General features: G+C 42.2%; 23 protein-coding genes. 3 read left to right on the top strand and 20 right to left on the bottom strand.

The window, feature by feature from the left end; genetic code table 11:
* The first annotated feature begins 506 nt into the window (after positions 1-506).
* Together HBH39_RS18920 and HBH39_RS18915 are read left to right on the top strand one after the other, a co-directional pair.
* Positions 507-1220, top strand: a complete 714-nt coding sequence (locus HBH39_RS18920; protein ID WP_167680377.1) for a hypothetical protein — start codon at positions 507-509, stop codon at positions 1218-1220.
* Positions 1221-1294: 74 nt separating this feature from the next.
* Positions 1295-2443, top strand: a complete 1149-nt coding sequence (locus HBH39_RS18915) for a hypothetical protein (RefSeq protein WP_167680376.1) — start codon at positions 1295-1297, stop codon at positions 2441-2443.
* Positions 2444-2498: 55 nt separating this feature from the next.
* Here the strand turns inward: HBH39_RS18915 and HBH39_RS18910 are convergent, their stop codons facing one another.
* Positions 2499-3134, bottom strand: a complete 636-nt coding sequence (locus tag HBH39_RS18910) for a hypothetical protein (RefSeq protein ID WP_167680375.1) — start codon at positions 3132-3134, stop codon at positions 2499-2501.
* Between the two features lie 199 nt (positions 3135-3333).
* Here HBH39_RS18910 and HBH39_RS18905 point away from each other — a divergent pair, with 199 nt between their 5' ends.
* Positions 3334-4233: a hypothetical protein gene (locus HBH39_RS18905; protein WP_167680374.1), complete on the top strand. Its 900-nt coding sequence runs from the start codon at positions 3334-3336 to the stop codon at positions 4231-4233.
* 21 nt (positions 4234-4254) lie between these two features.
* Here HBH39_RS18905 and HBH39_RS18900 read toward each other — a convergent pair whose 3' ends face one another.
* From HBH39_RS18900 to HBH39_RS18810, 19 genes are all read right to left on the bottom strand, one after another.
* Positions 4255-4755, bottom strand: a complete 501-nt coding sequence (locus HBH39_RS18900) for a hypothetical protein (protein WP_167680373.1) — start codon at positions 4753-4755, stop codon at positions 4255-4257.
* Between the two features lie 10 nt (positions 4756-4765).
* Positions 4766-5794 (bottom strand): ParM/StbA family protein, encoded by a 1029-nt coding sequence (gene parM, locus HBH39_RS18895; RefSeq protein ID WP_167680372.1) that lies wholly within the window; start codon positions 5792-5794, stop codon positions 4766-4768.
* 125 nt (positions 5795-5919) lie between these two features.
* Positions 5920-8217, bottom strand: coding sequence for a beta strand repeat-containing protein (locus HBH39_RS18890; RefSeq protein WP_167680371.1), 2298 nt, complete (start codon positions 8215-8217; stop codon positions 5920-5922).
* A 56-nt stretch (positions 8218-8273) separates the two neighbouring features.
* Positions 8274-12197 carry a hypothetical protein gene (locus HBH39_RS18885; protein ID WP_167680370.1) on the bottom strand — a complete coding sequence of 1308 codons (3924 nt, stop codon included), beginning with the start codon at positions 12195-12197 and terminating at the stop codon, positions 8274-8276.
* A gap of 100 nt (positions 12198-12297) precedes the next feature.
* The gene (locus HBH39_RS18880; protein WP_167680369.1) at positions 12298-12804 is read right to left on the bottom strand and encodes a hypothetical protein; all 507 of its coding nucleotides are present in this window, start codon (positions 12802-12804) and stop codon (positions 12298-12300) included.
* Position 12805: 1 nt separating this feature from the next.
* Positions 12806-13261, bottom strand: a complete 456-nt coding sequence (locus HBH39_RS18875) for a prepilin-type N-terminal cleavage/methylation domain-containing protein (RefSeq protein WP_167680512.1) — start codon at positions 13259-13261, stop codon at positions 12806-12808.
* Between the two features lie 59 nt (positions 13262-13320).
* Positions 13321-13770, bottom strand: coding sequence for a pilus assembly FimT family protein (locus HBH39_RS18870; RefSeq protein WP_167680511.1), 450 nt, complete (start codon positions 13768-13770; stop codon positions 13321-13323).
* Positions 13771-13831: 61 nt separating this feature from the next.
* A complete protein-coding gene (locus HBH39_RS18865) occupies positions 13832-14932 on the bottom strand; it encodes a hypothetical protein (RefSeq protein ID WP_167680368.1) in 1101 nt (366 codons plus the stop codon).
* Positions 14933-14955: 23 nt separating this feature from the next.
* On the bottom strand, positions 14956-16461 hold the full coding sequence (locus tag HBH39_RS18860; RefSeq protein WP_167680367.1) for a GspE/PulE family protein: 1506 nt from the start codon (positions 16459-16461) through the stop codon (positions 14956-14958).
* A 12-nt stretch (positions 16462-16473) separates the two neighbouring features.
* Entirely contained in the window at positions 16474-17229 is a 756-nt protein-coding gene (locus HBH39_RS18855; RefSeq protein ID WP_167680366.1) for a hypothetical protein, read from the bottom strand.
* A gap of 2 nt (positions 17230-17231) precedes the next feature.
* Positions 17232-18416: a hypothetical protein gene (locus HBH39_RS18850; protein WP_167680365.1), complete on the bottom strand. Its 1185-nt coding sequence runs from the start codon at positions 18414-18416 to the stop codon at positions 17232-17234.
* A gap of 2 nt (positions 18417-18418) precedes the next feature.
* Positions 18419-19966, bottom strand: coding sequence for a hypothetical protein (locus HBH39_RS18845; protein ID WP_167680364.1), 1548 nt, complete (start codon positions 19964-19966; stop codon positions 18419-18421).
* A 3-nt stretch (positions 19967-19969) separates the two neighbouring features.
* Positions 19970-20377 (bottom strand): hypothetical protein, encoded by a 408-nt coding sequence (locus HBH39_RS18840; protein WP_167680363.1) that lies wholly within the window; start codon positions 20375-20377, stop codon positions 19970-19972.
* A 12-nt stretch (positions 20378-20389) separates the two neighbouring features.
* On the bottom strand, positions 20390-21313 hold the full coding sequence (locus HBH39_RS18835; RefSeq protein WP_167680362.1) for a hypothetical protein: 924 nt from the start codon (positions 21311-21313) through the stop codon (positions 20390-20392).
* Between the two features lie 48 nt (positions 21314-21361).
* The gene (locus tag HBH39_RS18830; protein WP_167680361.1) at positions 21362-21943 is read right to left on the bottom strand and encodes a lytic transglycosylase domain-containing protein; all 582 of its coding nucleotides are present in this window, start codon (positions 21941-21943) and stop codon (positions 21362-21364) included.
* A complete protein-coding gene (locus HBH39_RS18825) occupies positions 21937-22752 on the bottom strand; it encodes a hypothetical protein (RefSeq protein ID WP_167680360.1) in 816 nt (271 codons plus the stop codon). The genes HBH39_RS18830 and HBH39_RS18825 overlap by 7 nt, the downstream gene beginning before the upstream one ends.
* A gap of 2 nt (positions 22753-22754) precedes the next feature.
* Positions 22755-23918 (bottom strand): type IV pilus twitching motility protein PilT, encoded by a 1164-nt coding sequence (locus HBH39_RS18820; protein ID WP_167680359.1) that lies wholly within the window; start codon positions 23916-23918, stop codon positions 22755-22757.
* Positions 23918-24808: a type IV secretory system conjugative DNA transfer family protein gene (locus HBH39_RS18815; RefSeq protein ID WP_167680358.1), complete on the bottom strand. Its 891-nt coding sequence runs from the start codon at positions 24806-24808 to the stop codon at positions 23918-23920. Before HBH39_RS18815 ends, HBH39_RS18820 begins: the two co-directional genes overlap by 1 nt.
* The gene (locus HBH39_RS18810) at positions 24805-25350 is read right to left on the bottom strand and encodes a hypothetical protein (RefSeq protein ID WP_167680357.1); all 546 of its coding nucleotides are present in this window, start codon (positions 25348-25350) and stop codon (positions 24805-24807) included. The genes HBH39_RS18815 and HBH39_RS18810 overlap by 4 nt, the downstream gene beginning before the upstream one ends.
* Positions 25351-25389: the final 39 nt, after the last annotated feature.

Below are 25389 nucleotides of genomic sequence, written 5' to 3'. Positions count from 1 at the left end.
CTCTAACAAATTACCTATTTACTACTTATCATGTATATGATAAGGTAATTGATGCATAGAGACAATTGTACCAATTTTTTTATTTCGAGTGACCGAACTCTCTTTTGTTGAAAGAGCGGTTTTACTCAACTGGTACCACTTTGTTCGCTACCGATTTACAGATCGATGTCTATTTATACGAATATTAACATCTTTGGGTTCAGTTTTCCATTAAAATGTATTTATCTAACACCTATAAAATAGACGCAAATTTAAAAGATGTCAATATTTTGACGAACGCCAATTAATTGAGGGTGACACGCTATGGAAGAAATACCAAAATATTTGCTTACTGCACTGACTAGCCAGATTGCAGCCGATGCTGAAATTGCTGAGACTCGACAATCAGTTTTGCCCAATGACCGCCCCTGACAGGTGAGGATTTAGCGAATTGGCGCAACTTTAAAAAGATTAGTTCGGCAGATATTTGTTGGTTATTGATCACGCCATCATCTAAGTGGGGTGACATGACTAACAAGAATAAAACGTCTGTCGTGCCGCCTGATGTTGAAATTCTCATTCGCTTATGGGACCGCTACCCAAGCTTGATGCCCTTGCCCCCTGTTGTGACCGCCACTGAGCTACGTGAATCGCTTGATGTTCAGATGCGTGAGCTCGGCTTGTTGTTGGGTAAAGAAGAAATTTCTGGTCATCGATGGATTAAATATGAGTCGGGTGACCGAAGCAACGGCCAAAATCAAACACCCTTAACTCGTCGTTTGTCTCTTTGCATTTACTTAATGTGTCATGCCAATCTGTCGAATAAATACCTCAACCTAACTAATGAGGTGAGTCAATTGCGTGGCCTTGGCAACATTCTCGAATCTGGTTCTTGGAAAACCAAAGACGACAGAATTAAATTGCGTATAAAAAGGCTATTTAATAAATCGGCTAAAGATCTCGCAGGCAATCTTCCTGACAACATGCGAACTATTGCTCAAGAGCTTCATGACATTTCTAACGAGTGGTTACAACTTGCTGACCAAAAGATTTCGCACAACAAGTTGATTGACCGCTTAACGGCGCAAAGTAAATTGCTGTTAAAGCGCAATAGCCCCATCGAAGTGTATGAAGGTGTGATTGAAAAGCTCAATAGTCATAACAAAGAGCTAGTCGATATGAATAGCCGTATGGCTCGGATTGAATATCGCGTGAACGAATTAACGAAAAAGAAAAAATAATCTTCTATTTTCCCTTTTTCGGATGCTTGTGAGGGCATACCTCACTTTCTTTAGTTGAGGTATGCCAAATGCTTATGGATTATCTGGAAAATGAGTTTCACGATTTGCTCGTTAATTATCAAAAAGTCGCGAAGCAGTTCGATATTTTGGAAGCTCGTCAATATATAACCGATGAGTTTTTGAAATGTTGGGACTATCGCCATTTTGATGTAGCCGATGTGTTTGATGCTGACTGCTATTCCATGGACACGGTACATCAGCTGGAAGCGTTTTTGGCTGACAGTCCACTCCAATCAATTGCCAAATCACGCTATCAAGAATTGTACTGTGGCGAATATGCTCAGGATAGCGAGGATAGGGTTCGCATCACGCAAGCATACAAATTTATCGTTGGCCAAACTGCCTTGTCACTCTTGCTCTCGCCCGAGGCTTTTGCCGAAATGTATGAGCCGAATGATGCCAATGATTGTATATTTTATGTAGCAACCAAACTAAATAATCAGATCTGCCAATTGGGTTGCTACTTCAATGAAAATTCATTATCTATCGGTAGTATAAGTATTTATCCCGATAAAACAAAAATTAACTGTTACCCGTCGGGATTATCATTACCCAATAATTCATACGCCAATATACCTTGCAAAATGGATCTTGGTTTTGAACCTCAAAATTCACGGAGCCCCCTTTTTTATAACTTATCTGAGGGGCTAATCAACTCCATACCTAGAAGTTCTACTTTATCCGAAAGATTTATGCGCTCATTGAGCAAACTGCCCAATGAACTTCCTCTAGCAGATTTAGCGTTGCTACAACAGTTATGCACAGAAATCAGCCAATGGAACAAAGTGAATTTCAAAAAGTTGCAGAAATTAAAACCTCAAATTTTAGAGGCATGCTTTAAGGGATTGGTGGATGGTTTTGACATCAGCGAAATTAACAAAGCCTCAGCTGGCGAAAAGCATTTCATTACTGACTTTTTAGCTACTCACGCCAGTTACAATGATATCTCTACTATCACGCAATGTGCGCTATCTCGATTTAACAACCAAGAACTTATGACCCTCATTGCTGATACGCCACTTTTTAATTTGTCCAAGATTTCCGAGGGGCTTCACGCACTGTCTATGTCGGAAATGATTGATAACGAGATAAGCAATATCAGCATTCAAGTTGACCCATCAAATGATGATGCGGATATCTTCGGATTAGACAAAAGCCTGTAGTTTCTTTCTTCTGAGCGGCTAGCCCCTTCCTTCCGAAGTGTGCTGGTGAGTACATTTAAACAACCATTAGTCGCTTAAAGTCATCAAGAGTCATATCTGCAAAAATTGAATCATTGTCAAAGATATACTCGCCATCATCTGTGACACCATGAATTTCACACATGTAGCTACTTAGGTCGCTGCCATAACTTCCGAATCGGCAGGCAATTTCCTCACACACCTCATATAGTTCTGAATCTTTTTGGTGATCTACAACTCCACCAAAGATTAATTCATTGAAATCCTCACAGTCCTCTTTGTACTTGTCCGGGACAGTTAGACCACATAGCTCTATGATTTCACTTAGCTTTTCTGAACAAGCTTCTCCAAACAACTCGTATAGCTTCTCGGAGTATGACTCACAAGCCATTCCACTACCTGAGTTAAAGGTGCAAACGCTGTTACCTGTGTTTGCATTAATAAACTCTTTGTAAGTTCTGCACATCTCCGATGCAAGCTGTCCAGTCCTTACAGGGTGAGTCGAACAGTCATAACCAACATCAACAACTTCAGTGTCAATGTATTCACATTTAGTCCATGTTTTGTATACCCAAAAACAGAATTGCCTATAAAACCCATCCTTGTTATCAGGCGATGCGAATCTCTCCATTTCTGCCTCAATCTTTCTAAGGTTAGTGACTAATTTTTTCACAAGGTATCGCTCCAAATATCGAGTCTTAGCAATTTTGCCTTATCTTTAAATTTTGCGCTTCTACTTTCTGTGATAGTGAAGAAATTTAGTTGATTCACGACGACTTAATCAGTAACCTACAACAAACGTTAGGAACGTTAGGAACGTTAGGAACGTTAGGAACGTTAGGAACGTTAGAATAACTTTAAGGTGAACAATAATGGCTAACCATAGAACTTTTACTGTTAAAGACTTACTTGATGCTGCAGCAACACTAGAGAAACAGGGCAAACCGATCAATGGCAACGCATTGCGCCGCATTGTCGGCAGCGGTCGCCCTAGTTCGCTAATGGATGCTTACAACGATGAAGTAAAAAAGGGTAAAGTTCTGCTTCCCGAAAAAGCTCAGCAAGAAGTTGAGGCAATCGAAAGCTATGATCTGCCAGTGGAGATAAAAGAAGAGTTAGAATTGGGCCTACAGGCGATTTCAGGCATGATTTCACGTTGCAACGATCTCGCACACCATGTTGTAGGGCAACGACTTAACAAAGCCGTAGATGAAGCTAGAAAGGCTCGTGTCACTGCTGAAAACGCAATGGCAGAAGCAAACGACAACGAATCTAAGGCATGGGACGCAGTTGATGATATCCAGAAGCAGTTAGTTGAAGCTCAGGCGCTTAACGATACCCAAGCAAAACGCATTATTGAATTGGAGCAACAACTTAAAGGCTCAGAAAATGTTATCACTGGACTGCAGAACACAGAGAAGCTTATCAAAAAACAGGTGAACGACATCCAAGCTAATCTTGAGAGTGCAGAGAAACGCACAAGTGAAGCCGAGGGAAAACTTGCAGAGGTGCGTGATCAGCTCGGTAACGTTCTAGCTGAGTTGAAAGCCGAGCGTGTCAATGTTGGCAACTTGACGTCTGAGCAAAAAAGTTTGGTTAAGTCGATTGGAGCATTGGAAGGCAAGCTATCAGCAGCCGAAGCGCAAGCAGAAAAAGCGCAGAGTGAACGTGATGCAGCTTTCGTCCAACAGTCGAGATCTGCTGAGATGGTCGCTGCCTTAAACTTGAAAATTAACGAGTTGCAGCACAAGTTGGGGCAAGTCGAAGATTAAGCTGAAGCCAAATCAACGCTCTTAGAAAAATGAGGTGCCTTTTAAACTCTTTAATTGTTCGCTCTCTATTTCTTCTATTTCTACTATTTCTTCTTCAATTTGGTTTTCAGCGTCTTCATTTGGACTATCATTGCCAGCGAGTATCGAATTGACGCCCTGTGCAATATTTAGTCGCTTCATTTCAATGGCGATGTTTTTGGCTAAATCTTGTATCTGACTGTCCGTAAGTTCAAGGTTTGCACTCTGACGACTGGTTTCCATGCCGCTATTATTGTGATTGTTGCTAATATCGCTCATTCCATTTAGGCCGTTAAGATCTACCTTGTCTTTTTCGATACCTGCTACTTCCAGCAAATTACTGTCGCTAGCTCGAAAACCTATCATTGCGAGTTGCAAAACATAACTTGGCACGACATGGTATTTCGCACCCCGCAAAGACTGAAGGAAATTGATAAATGCAACCTCTTCACTTGTCGAACCGACAAATTGAAGTCGCATTGTTGTTTTTTCTTTAATCGCCATATGCTGCGCTCTACGCTAAGTATTTCTTGTATAAATACATGCCTTTGGCATTTTCAAATAAAGGGTCTTCACTCAACGTCACGCCTTTCCAGTTCATCAATTCATCTTTAAGATCAAGTGATGTACCACCCACCAGCACTTTGTTGTCAATGTCACCTTTAATGTCACGCAACAAACTGTCTGTGAACCCATTTATTTTGTGAATTAACTTACTTTGAGCGCTTTTAATCGCCTGCGTTAAATCAATAGACTCACCATTAATGGTAATTTGTTTGCTAATTAACGCCTGGTGCATTTTTCTTTCTGAAATGCTCGACACATCTGTTAAGTCATAGATATGTCGGCGTAGATCTTCTGTGATCCGATGGCTACCTTGCGAGATTGTGCCGCTATAATCTTTTTGGATCTTCTTATCAGCTACAGTAACCACTTCAGTCGTACCGCCACCAATATCAATAAAGACAGTCGTTTCTTGACCTCTTTGCTCATTGAATACAGGAATTATCCGACCATTGGATATCTCTTCTTTAACAATGTAAGAAAACCATGCTGCCATCCCTTCAGGTACAGTAATACAACTTTCAATCGTAAATTGCTCATCGTATGTTGCCATGTTTTTCACAGGCACCATCAGATTCTTTTCCATACCGGTGATCAAATCTTCATTGCGTCCTGACTCATGTTTTTTGCTGTAATACTGAGCGTAGGGTAAGCCTAGCACCACATCTAAGCGTTGGAATTCTGGTCTGTTTGCAAATGGCGCTTGATGGAGACAAGAATGAACTAATACACGATTAATTTGGCTTAATGGATAGTCTGCGAAAGTGGTCACCTCAGATTGCAATGAACCTGTGGTATATAACTCACCTTCTGTACTAAAAACCAACTCTGCACTATCTGGTCCACTCGAACCAAATTCAGTTTGTGATGAGCCCCCAATGCGACAACGTGAACTAATAGAATGCTTCTTATCTAGTCCACCATAAATCTTGATACCGAAATGTCCGTTATCACAGCCAATAATTTTTGGATTGTTCATGTCAACTCACTTATTTAGTACCTGTTTAGTACATTCTAACGTAAAAATTCAAAACCTTCAATAATGTTATGGCGAAAAAAAAGTCCACATTCATGTGGACTTAAAGTTACTTTAAACGATTTAGTTTAACGGTTGCACTCCGCTACTGTTTTGGCTTTACAATCTGCAATCCATTTTTCCATGGTACCGATACGAGTTCCATGTGCATCAAAGCCTGATTTTAATGCATTTAATGACACCCCAGCGGTATTCATCACATCACTCGCCTGAATTACCCCCGTTGCGGTCACAGTGCTTGCTGTGGTTGCACCAAGATTCGCGGTTGATGCAGTTAATGTCCCAGTGACATTAGCGGTTGCGGTTGTGAGCGTGTTGCCCACTGTTAGATTGCCATTAATCGTGCTATCACCAAGCACTTTCAAAGAACCAAATGTGCCTTTATTTGCCACATTTAATGATTGAAACGTCGCGTCTTTGGCTGAAAGATTACCCGTTAAGGCAAGGCTTGAGCCTGTTGCGGTACCAATGTTTGAAATTGTCGCAACCAGATTACTTATATTTGCTGCATTCAGTGTTGCTAGTGACGATACAACAAGATCTCTTGTGGTCATTTTGTTACTCACGTTAGCATCAACCGTTGTCAATGCACCTATTTGACCGACCTGTGCTTCTAATTGCTGGGAAGTCAACTTTCCATTGATGATGGCATTACCTGCTTCGACTGAATTGGCATTAACCGTTGTCGAAGTTAAAGTATCACTAATAACCCCATGATTTGAATCTAGCGTCGTAGTTTCCATAGCATTCGCTAGGACATGATAGGTTTCAATTTCTTTCGCTTTTACACTCAATGCATTAATGAAAACAGCGCGTAAGTTACCGTTTATCGTCGTTGTTCCGTTGACTGTTAGCGCTGTTGTCGTCGTCATGCCATTGATTTTAGCGGAGTTGGCTACATTGATGTCATTTGCAGTGAGCGTTTTTGCGACATTTAAATTGCCACCGACCGTCGCATCTGCATTCACTTGTAATGTACCCGTGGTTAATTTTCCACTATTGTTAATCGTTGTAGTTTGTAGATTATTGATGTTTGCAATATCTGATGTCAGCACTTTTATCACACCCGTTTCTGCAGTCAGATTTTTTACATTCGCAGTACCCAACACCGACAGCGTATTGGCTGTGGCGGTTTCGAGTTCTGAGTTCAGTGCATTGAGGGTTGTTACATCAAATGTTTGCGCTGTTACCATATTTGACACCAGCGTATTGATATCTGCGGTGGTTCCGTACAATTCATTAATTTGTCCGTAATTAGAAATCACTTTCTTTGTATCGACCAAATTTGAATAGACCGTGGTAATGTTGGCCAGTGCGGATATTAGATCGGTTACCTCTGCCCGAGTGATTGTTGCATTTGATACTGTTATGCCCTGCGCCTCTAATGTATCAACCACGGCAGCACCTGATAACTGAAGGCTTCCCGATTTGACTAAACCGCTAAACGTAGCATTATTTGCTACCAATCCCGCTAATTTCGTTAAGCCACTCACGTTCAGTGTTTGTGCTGCAGCTGATTGGAATTTGGCTGTATTTGCAGCTAAATTCTCGATGTCTGCATTGGTGATTGTCGCATTCGTGCCATTTAGCGTTCCGATGTTCGCTGTTATCGCATCTAAGGTCGTGACCTCACCCGTTGCAGCGGTGATTTTATTCGTCACGTTTAACTCTTTAGATGATAACGTGCCTGCCACATCCAGATTTTTACTCAAGCGTGTATTATTTGCGTTAAACGCTAGCTGCCCTGGTGCGGTTTCCTTTATTGATGTTGTACCAAAATCCACCCCGCCAGCACCGATGGTCAACGAGTTGGTATATACAGCATTTACATCTTTAATATCATTCCCGTTTGCATCGATATCAACTTGATATTTTAATCTATCCATCGTGTCGATATCGACATAATCCGCTAATAGACTATTTCTTAACGCACCTTCTGCGGGTGTGCCGATTGTTTTAATGACCGTTGTTCCTGACGCGACACCATTGCCCACTAAATTGGCAATCTGCTTGGCTTGCGCGGCGGTATCCACTTGCAGTTTAATTTGCGTCGTACCATTTGACTGCGGCACTAACTCAAAGTTTTTGCCATAGGGTCCAACTATTTTCCCCAGATATTTACCTTGTGTAGCCATCACATTGAGGCTTGATGACCATGTACCAGAAGTTACATAGTCATTGAGTGCTGCGGCCTCAATTTGTTCAAACATTTTTTTTGACTTATCGATACGCTCATTAGCAATATCAGCTGTCGTTGGCGCTTTACTCACTTGCGTCGCTGCGGGGTTGAGTGGGTTAGCTGATAGCGGTGCCACAGCTAATAAACTCATCGCTGAACACAAACATAATTTCTTGAATTGTTTCATAATGAAGTCCTTGATTTGTCTATTAACTGTATTTTTCTATTGTTTTTGGCCTATTTTTACTTACAGACCTGTTCCTGAATATGTCCACGACATCCATTTCCTGCGTACTCAAGCCTGAAAGAACGCCATGTATCACCAATATTGCACTCTTCTGTTGTTTGTTTAGGTACTTGCTGTTGTTCGGTCTTATAGCCTTTACCATCTAAATCTGTGAATACTGGTGAAGGACAATTAGAACTGAAGTATATAGTTGAATAAATCGTGGTAAATGGATTGCCACTCCAGAACCCTTTAGCTGGTGCGGGCTTAATATTTTCCCAAGTCACACTAAATGATTTAGTTGTTTTCTTGCTTGTGTCACCAATATTGGTTGCGGTTAGCGAGACTGTACTTGCTAAGGTAGTGCCTTCTGCTACAGCAGAGGTGTTTTTGAATGAGCATGACGGTGATGACGAGCCACCGGAATTGACTGAGCCATTGTTACAAATGTTTTTGGTCAATCCACCCCCGAGCGCCCATGTGTATGTACAGCCGCCATCGCATGTCGTGATCGAACCATTTGCCGTCGCTGTAAAACTGGATTTTGCCTCTACACTTTGGCTACAGCCAGTGCAGCCGAGTGTCACAGATGGCGCAGCGACGGGCGCAGTTCCATTTTGCAATTGCAGCGGAATGGCCGTAACTTCGGATGTCTTCGTTGCATCATCATTATTTACCACTTTTGCTTTTGCAATTGTGGTCGTTAGCGATTGCCCTAATGACAGTGGATTGGTGTTTCTAAAACGACAGGTAGCGGTTGTATTGCCAGTCACAGTTTGGGTTGAACAAGTGACAGGGGTTAAACCTGATCCGAGTGTCGTTGTTAACGTACATGAAGGGTCACAGTTTGAAATGGTGTAAGTAACCATCACATCAAGGTACCCACCTGAACCCACGCCTGGTGACGAGCATGCGCCGCCATTATTAACGAATTTGCAAGAGGTATATGTGATTGTCGGTTCGGGGGTTATTTTTTGGTTTTCCCATCGTACCGTCTGCGTATTGCTCGCTGTTTGGCTGGCACTTTGCGCATTCATTACAACCAGTTTTAACGTGCTATTTAGCACCGTACCTGCATTAACACCAGGGCTAGCTTTGATTTTACAGCTGACACCTTTCGTTTGCCCTGCGGCAACTGAACCATTTGTACAGATATCAGCAGCGATCCCGCTTCCGAATACCCATTGATAATTACAGCCTGCCGAACAATTGGCGATATTGGCTGTGTACAACGCGGTAAAAGTGCTAATGTTATTTTTTGTAAATGAACATTCTGGGCATGACGCAGATGATATCGTTGGGGTTTCACCGGTGAACGTCCAACTGATTGGATAGCTATTGCCTGCGTTAATTGATGCTCTGCCAGAGTGCTTAACTTCTAGATTGATTACACTGCTTAACGTGCTATTTATGCTTACAGCGGGTGAACTGCTAACGCTACATGATACGGTCTTAGTTTGGCCTGAACCGACACTTCCGTTGCTGCATGTTGCTTTAGCTATCCCACTTCCTGTTGTCCATGTGTAATCGCATCCGGCGGGACAATCTAATATTGTTGCTGACGCTGTAGCGTTAAATGAGCCAGAGCTATAACTGCTCTGCGTACAGCCTACGCAGTTTGTATTGCTCAATCTCGGTAGCGTCCCAGCACATGCATAAACCCAATTATTGATACATTCTGTTCTGAACTGCTCGACACTGATTATTCTGCCTTCATGATTTATATAGAGATTGTTTACACTGGCCAAGCTATTACCAGCATTCGTTTTTACGGTTGCACCCTTTAGCAGCCCATTAACAGTAATATCTTGGGCTTTCAGTGTTGTTATGCTTGATTGTGTCGCATTGATCGTATTAGCAGTTAAATTTGCTGTTTTGACATTGTTAGCCACTGAGAGATTGCCTTGCATTTCAGCTGGCCCTGATTCTAATGAACCTAGTAAGGCTTGCGCTGTCACTCTGACTGTTTGCAAAGAACCAGAATTGGCTGAGAGATCACCTGTTAGCGCTAAGCTTTCACCGGTTGCAGTACCGATTGCTGAATTGGTCGCTGTCATATTTTGTATGACGGCCTTTGCTAATGCTGCATTGTATTGTGTGATTAGGGATTTTGCATTGAGCGTTGTGGACTGCCAATCTGTTGAGTTCATGGTGGTTGCTGTCATCACATCCGCATCAACTTCGTTTGCTGTTGTAATACCTCTGACATTCACGCTCGCAGCTGTAAGTGTTCCAGATGCTTTTTGGCTTCCATATGTGCCATATTCCGACATACTTGATACCCGAAGATCCCCAGCCGTCACCGTTTCTATGCTTGCATCATCGGCATAGAATGTACCATTATTAATCTTTATGCTATCGCTGACGAAACGGTCACTTGTAACACGATGAGCTGGCCCCGTACCAGCCCAATAAGATATCTTGTCTGCCGTTATCGTGGAATTTAGCCCATTAAGGTAAGCAGTTAGCATGCTATTTTCGACAACCAAATCCATCATTTCGATTAAATTAGTCACATTTAAATTGTTCGTAACTAAATCTTTGGTCGAGACAGCGTTGTTAACTGTTAAATTCGCCCCAAAACTTGCATCCCCTGCGACTTCAAGGCTGGCTGTTTTCGTATCTCCGGTGACTGTGGTGGTATTTGCATTTAGCGTCTTGATTGTGCCTGTTTCCGTTTGTAGAGACTTTATGTTTGCCGTGTCTGACTCGATCCGATTCACATCAAGTTGATTTACGGTGAGTGTCGCATTCACGACAGCAGCACCTAACTGTACAATTTTGCCTTTAAACGATTGCGCGTTTAGCGTGACAGCATCCCCGTCCTCTATCGTTGCTGAGTTAAAATCCGCTGTTATTGCTTTTATATCTGCTAACAGGCCTTGCTCAGCTAAAATCCTGTTGGTTTCCATCAGATTAGTTTTTAGATTCGTGATTGAACCTACATTCGTTATCAAGTTTTGGACATTTGCTGCATCTACAAACGCATTGCCAGCCAGAAGACCATTGGCTTGCAAAGTATTCATTACCGCAACGCCCGAGACATTCAAATCTTTGCCCGTGATGGTTGCTAATGACCCATCGGTTGCGAGAAGATCTGCCAGCTTACTTGAGCCTGTTACCGTTAACTCGCCAACTAATACATCCTTCATTGTGGCAGTAATGGCGTCCATTAAATTGATTTGCGCTTGATCTAGATTGGCAGCTGTGACAATCAGATCTGTCACTACCGTATTTGTGGCGGCTAATTCGCTCAGTGACATCTCATTTGTTTTTAACTTGTTTAATACCTCAACTACTCCCGCCGTTATTGTCTCATCTACCTGCCCCGTTCCTGCAATGCTTGCAAGATCGGTTGTCACATCCAATATTCCAGACGTATTTTCACAAATCTTGCTTGAACCTAACGTGAGGCACTTTAGATTTGCTGTATTCACATCTATCGATTGCGCATTCAGTATTTTGTTACCGCCAAGGGATATATCATCTATCACTGAGAATTCGTTTTGATTTGTAGTAACAATCTGGTCTTTGTATACAGAACGTAGATTACTGCCTGCGGGTGGCGTGACTAATAGGCTTACTGTTGAGCCATTGATGCTATAAACCTCACCCGCCAATCCTGCTAATCGCTTAGCTTCTTGGGCGCTGCCTGCTTGAATGGTAATCGACACCGAACCATTTGCGTTATGGACAATAGATGGCGATTTGTATGCGCCAGTGAATTTAGGCACAACGGGCATCTTGCTGTTGAGGTTGGTGACACTTGTTGGCCAGAAACCTGTCGTTTGATATACCGCTATCGCAGCTTCTTTGTATTGCTTTAAGTTCGTTGCTGCAAATTCCGCTTCGCGGTTTGCTATTTCCTGTGGATCTTGAGCAAAACTACCGCTCGTCATAAAAGCGAGTAGCAAGAGTGATATTTTCAATTTTACGCTCATAGCCGAATCCATCTAGAATACTTATCAGGTACTTATAAAATAGATTATTTGGGCGCCAAATTCAAGATGTTATTTTAAAGTTAAAAAGTTGTGTGGCGGTTTATGGGCAGTTTGATGAAGAGAACCAAGTGTAACTCGCACCTCTTTCGCCAATAACATAGGGGAAGAATGATATTTGATAGGTTCTTTTGTCTGATAGGATGATCCCTTCACCGCTCATTTCGTTCCATGCGTACTTTGCAAACGCGGGTGTATCGAAGGTCAAATTGATGCTCAACACTTGCATGTTGTCGATGTTTTTGGATGCACCGAGGGTGATTGGTCCTGCATTGGGGATGCTTTCATTAAACGTCGTGGCCAAATAGCCTTGCGACTTTAATGTCGAGATTGATGGCGCATTGAGAAATGCACTGCATTGTCCTGCGTAGTAGTCACTATATGCCGCTTTTAACTCATCGATAGCGAGCTTGCTCATATAGATCTGATTTTCAACATGCGTGTCAGCCGTTAACTTTGCGTTGAGCGCTAACACCATTCCCATAAAGCTAATCAGAGCCACGACATGCAGTAACGTGAACCCTGATTGCTTGCCATGAGAATACATCATGCTAGGTACCGAAAATTAACGTTAATGTCGTTGAGCCTGATGCATAGTTAACGCTACGCGCAGTCTTTGAATAGTATTTGGCAATCTGCGGCCCGACATTGGTTGGCACAGCGGTTACAGTAACTTGAAATCGGTTGGTTCCTGATGCCGCTACAGTGTAGTTACCCGCCCATGGGTTTGCACCAGCACCGTCACCTGAGCCACATACATCGGCATTTAAATACTGTTGCGAGCATAACTGCCCCATCGTTACCCCAGTAAATACACCACCCGCTGCAAATTTTACTGTTTGGGCGGCAATCTTGTCGATATCTGTTTGTAATCGATGTGATTCTGCCATTGAAGTATCGTTGAACGCTTTTGATGCAATGGCCATTAATATGCCCATGACTCCGAGCGCTACGACCAACTCCATTATGGTGAAGCCGGTTTGTTTTCTAAATTGACTCTTTAACATAATTACTTTCCCTTCTAGCTATCATTGTGTTAATCGCTGCAAATGCGACATGAAGTTAATTAGGTACCGAAAATTAACGTCAACGCCTTCGTACCAGGCACGTAGTTCACGCTACGCGCAGTCTTTGAATAGTATTTCGCAATTTGTGGTCCCACGTTGGTTGGCACATCTGTCACAGTCACCAAAAATCGGTTGGTTCCTGACGCGACTACGCTGTAGTTGCCTGCCCAGGGGTTAGCACCAGCACCATCACCAGTGCCACACACATCGGTATTGAGGTACTTGTCAGTGCATAAAACATTGATTGAAACTCCTGTAAACACACCCCCTGCGGCGTATTTAACGGTCTGTGCAGCTATCTTATCGATATCTGTCTGCAATCGATGTGACTCAGCCATAGAGGTGTCATTGAACGCTTTTGATGCAATGGCCATTAATATGCCCATCACGCCCAGTGCTACCACCAATTCCATAATTGTGAAGCCAGCTTGCCTTTTATTTACTTTCATCGCTCAGTCTCCTGTATCGTGTATATGATAAGTATATTAATTGTTTCGAAAATGTAAAGCTTTATTTTGCGACTCCCAGCGTGATTATTGCTAGGGCTGCATTCATGAGTAGATATATCAAAATCGCAAAGAACACTAAGGCGGTTAACATGCCTGCTCGTTTTAACGATTTCATTGCCAAACCAATTGAGCGTTCAGCGGTTACACGCAAACCTCTGACTTTGCCTTCATGAGAACTGACGCTTGTTAGATATTGCATCTTGATCAAGACTTCATCGGCTATTAAGCCAGTATCGATGGCCTTACCTATTTCCATTTCGCCTTTATCTAGCTTTTTTTGTGCTTCTTTTGCATGCCAAGCAACATATGGACTCCCGTTTGCCTCCATCATTCGCAATGCGTCCATCGGCTTGATATTTGCCAACATTAGGACAGATAGCATTTTTAAATATTGGTTAGCAATAAAGGTGCGATAAGCGTTCAACACAGGCATTGTGTCTAAATCTAATCGGAGTTTGCTGACATTATTCGCTAAAAATTTTCCAATGAGCACTATCGCAACAATGATGCCGACGGTAATGAAGGGCCAATATTCCATGATCACATTCATTAAGTTTGTGTAGTTTTGTGCAGGTACTGGCCACTCATCGAAGGGTTTTCCACGCGCTAGAGAAGGTAAGACATCTGTAGTGATATTGATTGAACTACCTAGCATCAGTAGGACGTAAAAAAATGAAGGAATTACGGGTTTAAAGAAAATGGTCTTGAGTTCTTTTATTTGCTTATCATCTTCTGACAATAGCGATAGCGCTTCGCTCATTGTTCCTGTTTCTTCCGCAGATCTAAAAATGGTCACAAGGTATCGCGTGAAATATCCTTCCATGCCGATATACATCGGTTGACCCTTGTTGAGTGCATCAATTAATGATTCTGTGGCTTTATTCTGTATCGAATTTGCTTTACCTGATAACAGAAATATCTGGTTCATACCCTTCAGCGCATCGATTGGTTTTACCCCATCTGACATCCATGTGCTTAATTCCATCAAGAATTCAATCTGCTTTTCTTGATTAAAATTGAACATCACATTGATTTTATGCACTAACGATTGCATTTGCTTTGTGATTGCTTGTGGGTTTAAGCGTCCATTTAGTATTCGCATATTGAAACCTCAACTGCCTAAATTTATAAATCGAAAATGCCCGTAACAAAGTGCTCGGCGTGAATGGGATCGATAATGCCTTGTAGTGCGATATCTCTTGCTCTATCACCCATGCTGCGCCAGTTTCTCGTTTCTTTTAAATGTCGCATCCACGCATACACATTACGTCGCTCAATCCATTCAAAATCGCTCTCTTGGATTTTGATATATTCAATGACTGATTGACGACCATAGACGCCTAGCCCGGCACATTTCTGGCATCCCAATGGATTGAGCAATCGAATATTTGATAGATCTGGTGTAATGCTCAGTAATTTTTTTCTGTCTTTTGCGCTGACATTGGCATCTTCAACACTTAACTTGCAATCAGGACACAAAAGCGGGACCAGCCTGACAGCGATGCACGATGACAGTGTTGACTTCATTTCACTGAAATCGACCCCCATATCGTTAAGACGCTCGGGTGTTAATGCTGCACAATTAACGTGAAGCGTACTTAATGTGTAGTGACCCGTTCTAGCAAAACCCAATAATTGTCTCGCTGCTTCTGCATCACGCATCTCACCGAGAGTTAATGTGTCTGGATCTTGTCTGAGCATGGCTTTGAGCAACTTTTCGAAAGTGGCATTTTTCGAGCCTTCAATAACCGTGGATTGGTCAACGCCTGGAATTTTAATCTCGACAGGATCTTCAATCGTTCTTCGCTCTTTGGATGGGTCGATTGCAGACGTCATAGCCGCCAATAAATTCGTTTTACCTGAACCTGTTGGTCCGGTCACAATGGTCGAGCCGTATGACTGTGCGACTTCCGCTTTTAAAAACTCTAATGTTTCTTCATCATATTTAAAGTCATCCAATTTCTTTGACTTAACATTTGAGTCGTTTAGACGAATGACGGTTTTACTGCCGAGTGTTGTTGGGATTTTAGAAAGACGTAGTTCCTTTTTGACCGGTACACCATCCACTCTGATCACATAGTCATTGACTGTCCCGTTTTCGATGCTGTTATCGTCACTCATCTCTTTAATATTGCCCATATCGCGGTTGATAAGCCGTGATATCGCCAGATTAATAAGCTGCTCTGAATATGGCTCTGTTTTAGTGAGCACACCATCAACCCGATAATAAACAACAGAGTCTGCCCCCGCTTTTCGTATATGTACGTCACTCGCTCGGATCTTTATCGCTTTCGCTAATATCCTTTCTAATGTTGCCTTTGCGTCGTTCTCTTGCTCTTCATCCATCTGCGTTTCAACAACATGATGTGAGCGTCCAAGTAACACTAATAAATCGCTTCTTTCGGCTATTTTTACACTGATATTATTAAATCCTTCTCGCTCTCCGATTTTAATGAAGCGTTGTATCAGCAGTTTGTCTTCTTGAGCGCCCTCTTCGATAAGCAAGGAACCATCACTGCATATAGCGACTGCTTTGCCATTTTCAGCTTGGTGCTCACAAGCTTTGACATATTTTGGTATAACTTCCAGATCGTCTAGTGAAAAGGATTCGTCAACATGTGCAATTTCCATATCAACCCCCACCTATAGTTTTAAAACAACATTAAAAGATGGGATGTTTGGCGTTGATAGTTCTACTCTGTCATTTTTGACATTTAACACCTTCACCATCGTCAGTAAGTCTCGGCCTTTTCTGGCCGTGTAAAACTCACCACGATATTCAACAATGGCTTCAGGCCCGTCGATTGTTGAACGCACATTGGTCAGCGAAAAATCAGACGGCTGATAGTTATATTCGAACAAGGCTTTGTTGACTGTTGAATCCGTGATGTCGCTCGTTGGTGCAGCATTACTCGATACCGACATCCCTGGTGTCAAGTCGTTCATTTCTTTTTTACTGGTCATTTCTTGCAATTTTGCGGTTGTTTCTCTAGCCACTAACTCTTGCAGCTTGGCTCGCTTTTCCAACATTTGCTCAGAAAGCGCATATTTGTATTCCAACATCGCTTCTGGCTTGTTTTGCACGTTGTCGATGACTTTTGCTAGCTCTACGATAAAGTTAAATTTCGGCACAGTGACAGACTGAGGCCTTGGCGTTGTTGATTGCGTTTGCGCTGCCGGTTCACTAACTTGCAGATCACTTGTACTATTTTGTGCGAAGTCATCAAACCCTGTCGGTTGGGCTTCATACATCCTTTCAATTGGCTCCCCGTATGAAACGGACTCTAAACTAGCTTCATCTTCCGGCATTAAATAGATACCAGCGCACACCACAAAGAGCGTCAGCGCTATCGCTTTTACCTTCGTCTTGGTATCCCAATTCTTTATATTTAAGTTCATGCTTATTCTCCTAAAATCGCCATATTAAATTGGGCTCTGTATTTTCCAGTTTCTGTCACTTCAATCCTGCCTGATTGAAAAAAAACTGGCCAACCACTAAAAATAATTGACAGATAATCAAGGTGTTGTGAGTAATTACCGCCCATCGTGACTTGAAGGTTTTTTTGCGAATAATCCCCTCCTGTCACGACGCCTTGCTCGACTGGTATGGTGATGCTGCCGTTCTCTATTAACGCGCTGACCGCATCCCCTAGATAAGCCAAAGATTGATCGACGTTGACCAGAGATGCGGTTTCATTTTGAAGGTCATACACTGCCGCATTTTTTAATGTCATGAACACAACTGGATTTTGCTGCTGCAAATCAATTGAGTAACCCTTTGCCGCCACCGTAGATACCAAAATGGTTCGCTGCGGATTATCTCCATCGCTTCTCGGTACCAACTCTGCTGCAACAACCAGTCCCGCTCCGGATTTGTTCATGTTTATTTGCATCACTCGCCATTGCGGGATACGCGCTAATGAATCAAGCATTTCCTTTACGGTTAACAACGTTTGCCTCACATCAGGTTCGCCACCTGTTAATGCCGCAAAAAATGTCTTGTATGGATCGACTACAGGCGCTTGTGTTTCAACTACCTCGTCTTTAAACACCGCGTCATAACCAAACTGATAAAATAAGCCTGCGGCCACAAACAGGGCGATCACGATTTGGTTTGCATATCCTGTATTTTGTTTAGCGGCGATACTTGCTAGTTGATAGTCAAATTTCTCAGGCGCTTCTTCGCCATCTTTATCTACGACGACATTGGCCGCTGACATACTGATTTTAGAGTCTGCGGGTACCCTCAAAACCACAGTGTCTTCAGTGATATGACCAATAGCCTGCTTAAGTGCAATGGCAAAAGGTAAGGCGAGCGTTGAAAACGTATTGGTTTCTTCGATAAAACTGCTTTTTACGACATTCACTTCATAGGAATGATCACCTGTTTGAATGATCAAATAGCCGTTTTTTAACTTATGCTTTTTAATAAGATACTCTTGAGTCGCTTCATAACGTTCTGCTGCGAAACATATTCCAAGTTGATTTCTATACGCGAACTCTCCCCACTGTTCGCTCAACTTGACAATATCTTTCGGGTTGTAATCACCGGTTCGATAACGTACTACATGTTTCGCCATGTTCATGGTTACGACTCCTTATAAACCACGCTTGCATTTACAAGAATGATTGTTTCAGTTCTTGATTTCTTGCCGCCGCGTGTGTATCCGAATAGGTCCGTAAAGGGCCAGAAGCCGCTTTTATCATCCAGTGTGCCTTGATAAGCAGTTTCATTGCGTGAGGTTGTAAGGCCAGTTAACAATAGTGATTTGTTCGGTGGTATAAACGCCATGGTGTCAAATTCACGCTCACCGACTGATGGAGTTTGAATTTTACTTTCACCACTGGAAACTTCACCGATGCTGAGTAAATTTGAGATGTTAGCGGAGAGGTGAAGTTGGATGAAGCCATCATATTCTCTGGCTAAAGCATACATATCCAAACCACTTTGAACGGTACCTGGTATAAGTTCATCCGTTGCGCCAACATTCGCGGTTGAGTCTTTTTTCGACTGCGCTAAATACGTGTCATTAACCACTTCTTTTAGTCTAACGACTTGGTTATTTAACGTAATAACACGTTGGCCTCTTGATACTGATACTTGGCCATGCTGTGCCAATGCTTTGATGAGCAATGATTCAGACTGGCCTTCTGCCGGTTGCGTGAATGCAATGTCGAGTAAGGGTGAGTTGGTGTCAGTTAAGATATTATTGGCAAATTCAGTACCGAATGTGACCGCTTTATTACCGCCATCGAACTGCTTAATAATATTTTGTACATTCAGGCCGTTTTCTTCACCGTCTGTCGTTGTGACCTCGATAACCTGAAATTCTATTGATAGCACACGGTTTACGGCTCTATTCAATCCGAGTATGTATTTTTCCATCGCATTAACATGCTCAGGGGTATCGCGTAATAAAATATTCGACGCCACTGGATTAGGTCCGATAAACCCTTTTTCAGATTTCATCTGCGCTAATACCGACACCAGATTTGTCCACGGATCTAACTCAGCCTCAACACCCTTAAAGCCTGATGCATTTGTTAATGACTCACTGGTAACGGCCACAGTGGATGAGCCGCCAGCGCCTTGCTCACTTGAACTGCCGCCTGTATTTTTCTCTTTGCCCAAAAAGTATTTGTTGACCCCTGGTGCGAATGCAACGGATACCGTCTTATCTTCAAGCGCTTTTAATGTGATTTTTGAATCATTGATAGTGTATGAATAACCCGACGCCAAACTGACTTTTTCTAGACCATCACACACATCGCGGTTTAACGCGACGGTGATCCGTTTACTCGAATCTACATCGTTACCATACACCACATTTACGGGTATCGTTTTTGTCAGTTCTTGCAATATCAAATTGATGGGCGCGTCTTTGAATACACCAAGTTGCTGTGGGCTGTAACACCAATCCGGCATGTCCTTTCTGGATTGCTTCAGTTTTGGCACAAACCATTTGCCAGAATGCTTTACAAACTGATAGTCATTAGCGTTATCCTGCTCACGCACTTTCACTTGCAGGTTTTCAGTTTCTTGAACTGATTCTGTGTAACCTCTTGAATGACATCCTGACAATAAAACCATTGTTGATACCGTCAGCGCCATCGTTACTTTGTTTATAATATTCATTCATCAATCCTCGCAATAGAAGCGATTAGCTTTAATGTCATACATTTCAACAACATTGTTTGGTCTGATACACGCGCCGATCACGTATTGACGAGCGATTTGTTCCAAAATATCTTCATATGAATCACCTACAAGCGTTACATTGCTGTATTGTTCTAAGCGATCATCTAGCGCCCATACCACTTCATGACTTGGCAAGAACTCGTCGGTCAGTCTGACAATGTTCGTTTTCAGTAGGCCTTGCGTTAATTCAAAATGAGGCATTTTTGCTGATACCACTTCTTCAAAAGGCACTGCACTCACTTGCAAATAGGAATCTTGGTCTTCTTCAGCCCCAATGATTTCAACAAATGAATTTGCTGATACCACTGTGGAAAAAAGTAACAGTGTTATACTCAATAAATATTTCATTTTCGTTCCCCTTTAATTCTGCTTATTTGCAATAGTGATTTGTATTTGGCCTTCCTTTGTTCCGTCCATTGAGCGGCCTTTAACAACCTTAAAGAAAATATTGACCGCATTTTTCTTGTTGTTAATGGCGTCAGAGAAAGAGTGAATATCATCTGCCATGCTGGTTGATGGCATTCGTAAACTATGCGGAAGGGTAACTATTAGTGGCAGTGACTTTTTGCTAAATACGGCTTCGTAATTCCATCTGTCTGAAAAATAATTATTCAGTGAGGTGAGTAGATCACCTGCTTCGATGAGCGCATCTTCATCATCGTTACTTGCGATGTATAGCGCTATCTCATTTGCGGTACTTCTTTTCATTAAATCCATTGTGACTGATTTATCGACAGGATTACCGAATGCGACACTTTTTGATTGTGATTGAACTAATCGGTCAGACTGCCTATCCAAGTCGTTAACTGCCTGATAAATATCATTTTCAATTTTAACCACTTGCCTTGTTGCATCTTTCAATTCAGATTGAATTGATTGCATTTCAGCCTCTGCATCGAGGGCAGCAAATTCGACTTCAGCAAGATTTATTTTTTTTGCTTCGCCGGTAGAAGCTATGAGTGTTATGCCTCGTAGTAATAAATCCTTGGTATCTGACACATACAGAACGCGACTTCGTGCATCTGCAACAAACGCTAAGTCATATTGCATACCGACTTGATCTAACACATTTGTCCAACGATCACCTTTTGACCAAGTGATCTGATAGTTGCGCATCGTGTTGTCGGTGAACATGACTTTCCAATCATGCGGAACGATTTTCGTAACGGCCATACCCACTGGTATTTTATAACCCGCTTCCTTTACTTCACCTTGCTGCGCTAGCACTTTCGATGGCGCAATAACAAGCACGACAGACATAAAGATAATTACCAAGATTTTCATAACTAATCCTTCTCTTTTGCTTAGCAATAACATTACAACATAATTTACTTATTGTCCACCTGATAAGTGCATTGTATTCAGAGAGCTTTTAGCCACTTTTAATAGCGATTCCAGCTTTTTGTTTACTCTCGCTCTATATTTGTAGTGGTGCTTCGGATTTTTACCTTTTTCATTGTAATGGTAGCGACCTACACCGAGCCACACATCACCAGCTCGTTGGATTTCTAGTGATAATAAATGGGTAGCCGCCTCTATATTTTTGCAACCATCGGTTCTGACTTCTTCAAGGTTGTAGCCGAGTGCAAGCAATTCTTCACTTCTAACATCATTGATTTGCATTAAACCGTAATCGTATGTTTGATTCTGGTTTTTTATCTTTGAATCCTCATCACCATATTCTGTTAAAAGCACAGACATCAACACTAACTCATTCACATTAAATGCCTGTGATTGCCAAAATATACAGTTTTTAAATGCTGAATATTTTTTAAGCTGCGTTTTTTTATACAACGTATCACGTACTGGATAAGTGGTGCTTGCATTCGCATTGGCCAACGGCGTGAGAAAGAACGCTATGGTTGCAAAACTTGCTGTGATCAGCATGTTTTTATTGCTCCAATTACTTAACATACTATGACCTCCCCTGTGACATCGTTGATGGTTTTTTGGATAAAAGCTGGCATTGCTTGTTGCTGGGTTTTATACATTTCTGCATCTGCGGCTCTATTGCTGTCATTTTCAGCAATAACCTTTCTGCAAATGCCTGAATCCCAACTGACATTCATTAATCCGCTGGTTGGTTTCCAAGTAAAAAGCAGACCATAACGACGACTGATATCTGCAAACACCGCGTTTAGATAAACACGGTCATTGGCATACCAGCTCACTTTCATATCTTGGATCTCGGAATTTTGGAATTCGGCATCGTAAGGTCTAGGCAGGATTTGACTCATTAAATCGATGAGTTTCACATCTCTACCAAAGCCTCCTTCAATTAATTTTTCGCCGCTTGCTATCATGGGATCTACCGCTGGGGCTGCTTTGGGAATGATGATTTCAAATGTTGCTTGTGCAGTTGGCGATGTTAACGGTGTGGCTATTGCTGTAATGATGAGTAATACAGCGTAATGATCTGTTCGTTTCCAAAATGGAGTCGCGTTTTTTACTTTTGTTCCCATTCGCTGCGAGAAGTGCCTGATGATCTGAGTGATGTTCATTTTTTTCATTTTGCAGATCACGTTCAGCGCCAACATCACATATAAGATTTCCCACATCAACGGAATAATCGCGCCGAAAAATATGCACAGTAGTAACAGAATAATATTACCAGCCCACATCGACGCATCGCCCTTGCCTGCGATTGGCCACTTGGCACTCATTCGCCAATTATTTAAACTGCCGGAAGTGAGGTCGTAGTCATCGTATTTATTGTTACTCATAATTAGACTCCTGATGAGATTTTTAAAAATTCAAGCTCACTTATCTGATTGTTCTGTCTAGCATTTGTAGCAGATGTCATCATCGAGAAACCATGCTGATCCACCATGTCATTAATAATCACTGACATATTCTGCATACCTTCATCCTTCAGCCTGGTCATAATTTCGAGTCTCACATCGGCATTGAGCGGTAAGAACTCTTGTAGTGCGATTCGTCCACCGCCTTCACGCTGCGCTAAATACTGGACGAGAATGGCTTTTACACCTGATATCAGCTGCAACACTTTTGATTCTTGCACTTCACTGGGATAATAATTTGCGATGCGTGTGAATACGCTACTGGCTGAATTGGCGTGGATCGTACCTAAACACAAATGGCCTGACTCTGCTGCTTTAATCGCAATATCAACAGTAATCAAATCTCTTATTTCACCGACCAAAATCACTTCTGGTGAACGTCTTAATGCATTGCGAAGGCCACTTTCAAATGACTTTGTATCACCACGTATTTCATCAACCGATGCCTGCACAATCAGGCTCCCGTTGACGCACTTATAGTCATGCACGTACTCAACTGGCGCTTCATATGTCAAAATAAATAACCCGCTGTTCGGATCTGGATTTTGTGCTCGATGACGGATAGACGCTGCTAGCGTGGTACTTTTACCACTACCCGTTTCACCCGCAACGAGCACAAGTCCTTGGCGTGGCATTAATGCTTCTGCAATGTTTATATCTAAATTAATGTCAGCTGGCAGGGGTGTCTCACTACTAATGGAACGGAGAGTAATGGCAATACCTCTTCCTCGATACGGCACACTAAACGCACTCGCATTGATACGATATCGATAAAATTGTCCACGTTCTAAACCTGGTATCGATACAGCCTCATCCACTTCAACGCCTGAGTTGACGGACATTGGCGCAGATTTATCGCGAGTGAGATAAGCTAGAAATCCATCAACTTCTGTCGATGTGAGTTTCTTCGTTGTGATTTGAAACGGGATACCATCTACTTTAATTGTGATTTCTCTGTCAGTTAAAAAAACAATATCTGAAAATCCACCAGCCTGTTCCACATGCAGTAATATCTTCATTATGTCGTCCGGTTGATAGACATTCACCACGGGCAACATATAAGCATTTTTATCTAATACCTTAGCCATTATTTCATCTCCAACTCAGTCGTGTTCATCACAACCCCATTGGGGAAAATACTTTGAATTGGCGGCAATTGAGGTATCGCTTTCCATTCAAATCGATTGGTTAGCAACGTTGGATTGGTTTTTATGTTGATGATGACGTCATTGATGGACATCGTTGTTCCACCTCCGACAACCTCATTAAACTGCTCACTCACTTCAAGTTGCTCAATCATGTTTCGGTCACTTAACAAGTGGTATCTCACCAACCCTTGCACATCAGCTGTTAACATCGCAATTTGTGATGTGGCCATTCGTTTTGCCTGCTCAACGCCTTGCAGCCAACCATCGAGCACAGCTTGTTGCCATACCGCTATTTCTTCTTTGTTGTCGGCACTTGGCAACACATTAACGTATTTAATGCTCGGATTTTTCACAACAAATTTGATGTAGTCTTTCCATGTTGGGATTTTTGTGATGAAACGAGGATTCGTTCTAATTTGATATAACTGCTCTGCGGTTCGGATTTGAGAGCCGTTAGCTTTATAAACCGTTTTGCCATCCAGTTCATCGATAACGGGCGGCATGATCAAAAAACCTTTGTAGGGTACGACCAATGGGCGTGCGTCATAGGTTTTGTTTAACAGTGCATCTTTGGATTTGAGATATGCCATTATCTCTTGTGATGCCCAGTATTTTCCTGCCTGCAATCCAAAACTTAGACCTTTACTTTTAATTAATCGAGTCCGTAGCGTTTCCTCTGATCGCTTTTGCTCACCAATACTCATATCTGAGTTTAGTGATAGAAGATAGGTTAAGAATTCAGGGTATTTTTCATTATTCGCTAATGCATCAGGCGTCATTACCACGACGCTTGAAAAGAGCATAACGCTCAGTGTTAGCCATTTTTTCATCGTCCTGCCCCCAATGTTTCTGCATAGGTCACCGTGATAATGCCTAACATTCCGTCGGGTTTTGGCTCTTTAAATGGCATCACTGCGATGTGTGCTTCTTCACCCAGCTCCACACCTAAATCACGCAGCACATATATTGCGGGACGCGCATACACTCTGACTGATTTTGAAATATCGTTTTGTGGAGGGTTCACTGTCAGCACTTGATAACCAGTAAGGTATCCAATTATTTTTAGTGTTTTTTGAAGTGGCAATCGATCATTTAATGTAATAGGCACATCCAAACCATTCGGAATGTATGTCATTTGTTCAGCATACTTATCCGTTTCTTCATTACTTTTACTTCGGGAAGCGATGAAGTTTTTGTTCTCTTCCATGATTTTAATTGACGATTGTATTGCCTTAGCGCTTTGCATCAATGCCATATCAATATCGGTCATATCAACCACGTTATAAGCTGTTTCTTCTTTTTTAGTAGATGCACAGCCACAAACGAGCATTGAAATCAGTATTGCCAACGTCGTTGATTTGATATGTTTCATTGCGCTCACTTCACTTATCATGTAATAATTAGGTATACT

The sequence above is a fragment of the Shewanella aestuarii genome, from assembly GCF_011765625.1.
Classification (GTDB): Bacteria; Pseudomonadota; Gammaproteobacteria; order Enterobacterales; family Shewanellaceae; genus Shewanella; species Shewanella aestuarii_A.
This window is presented reverse-complemented; position numbering and strand designations above follow the sequence as displayed.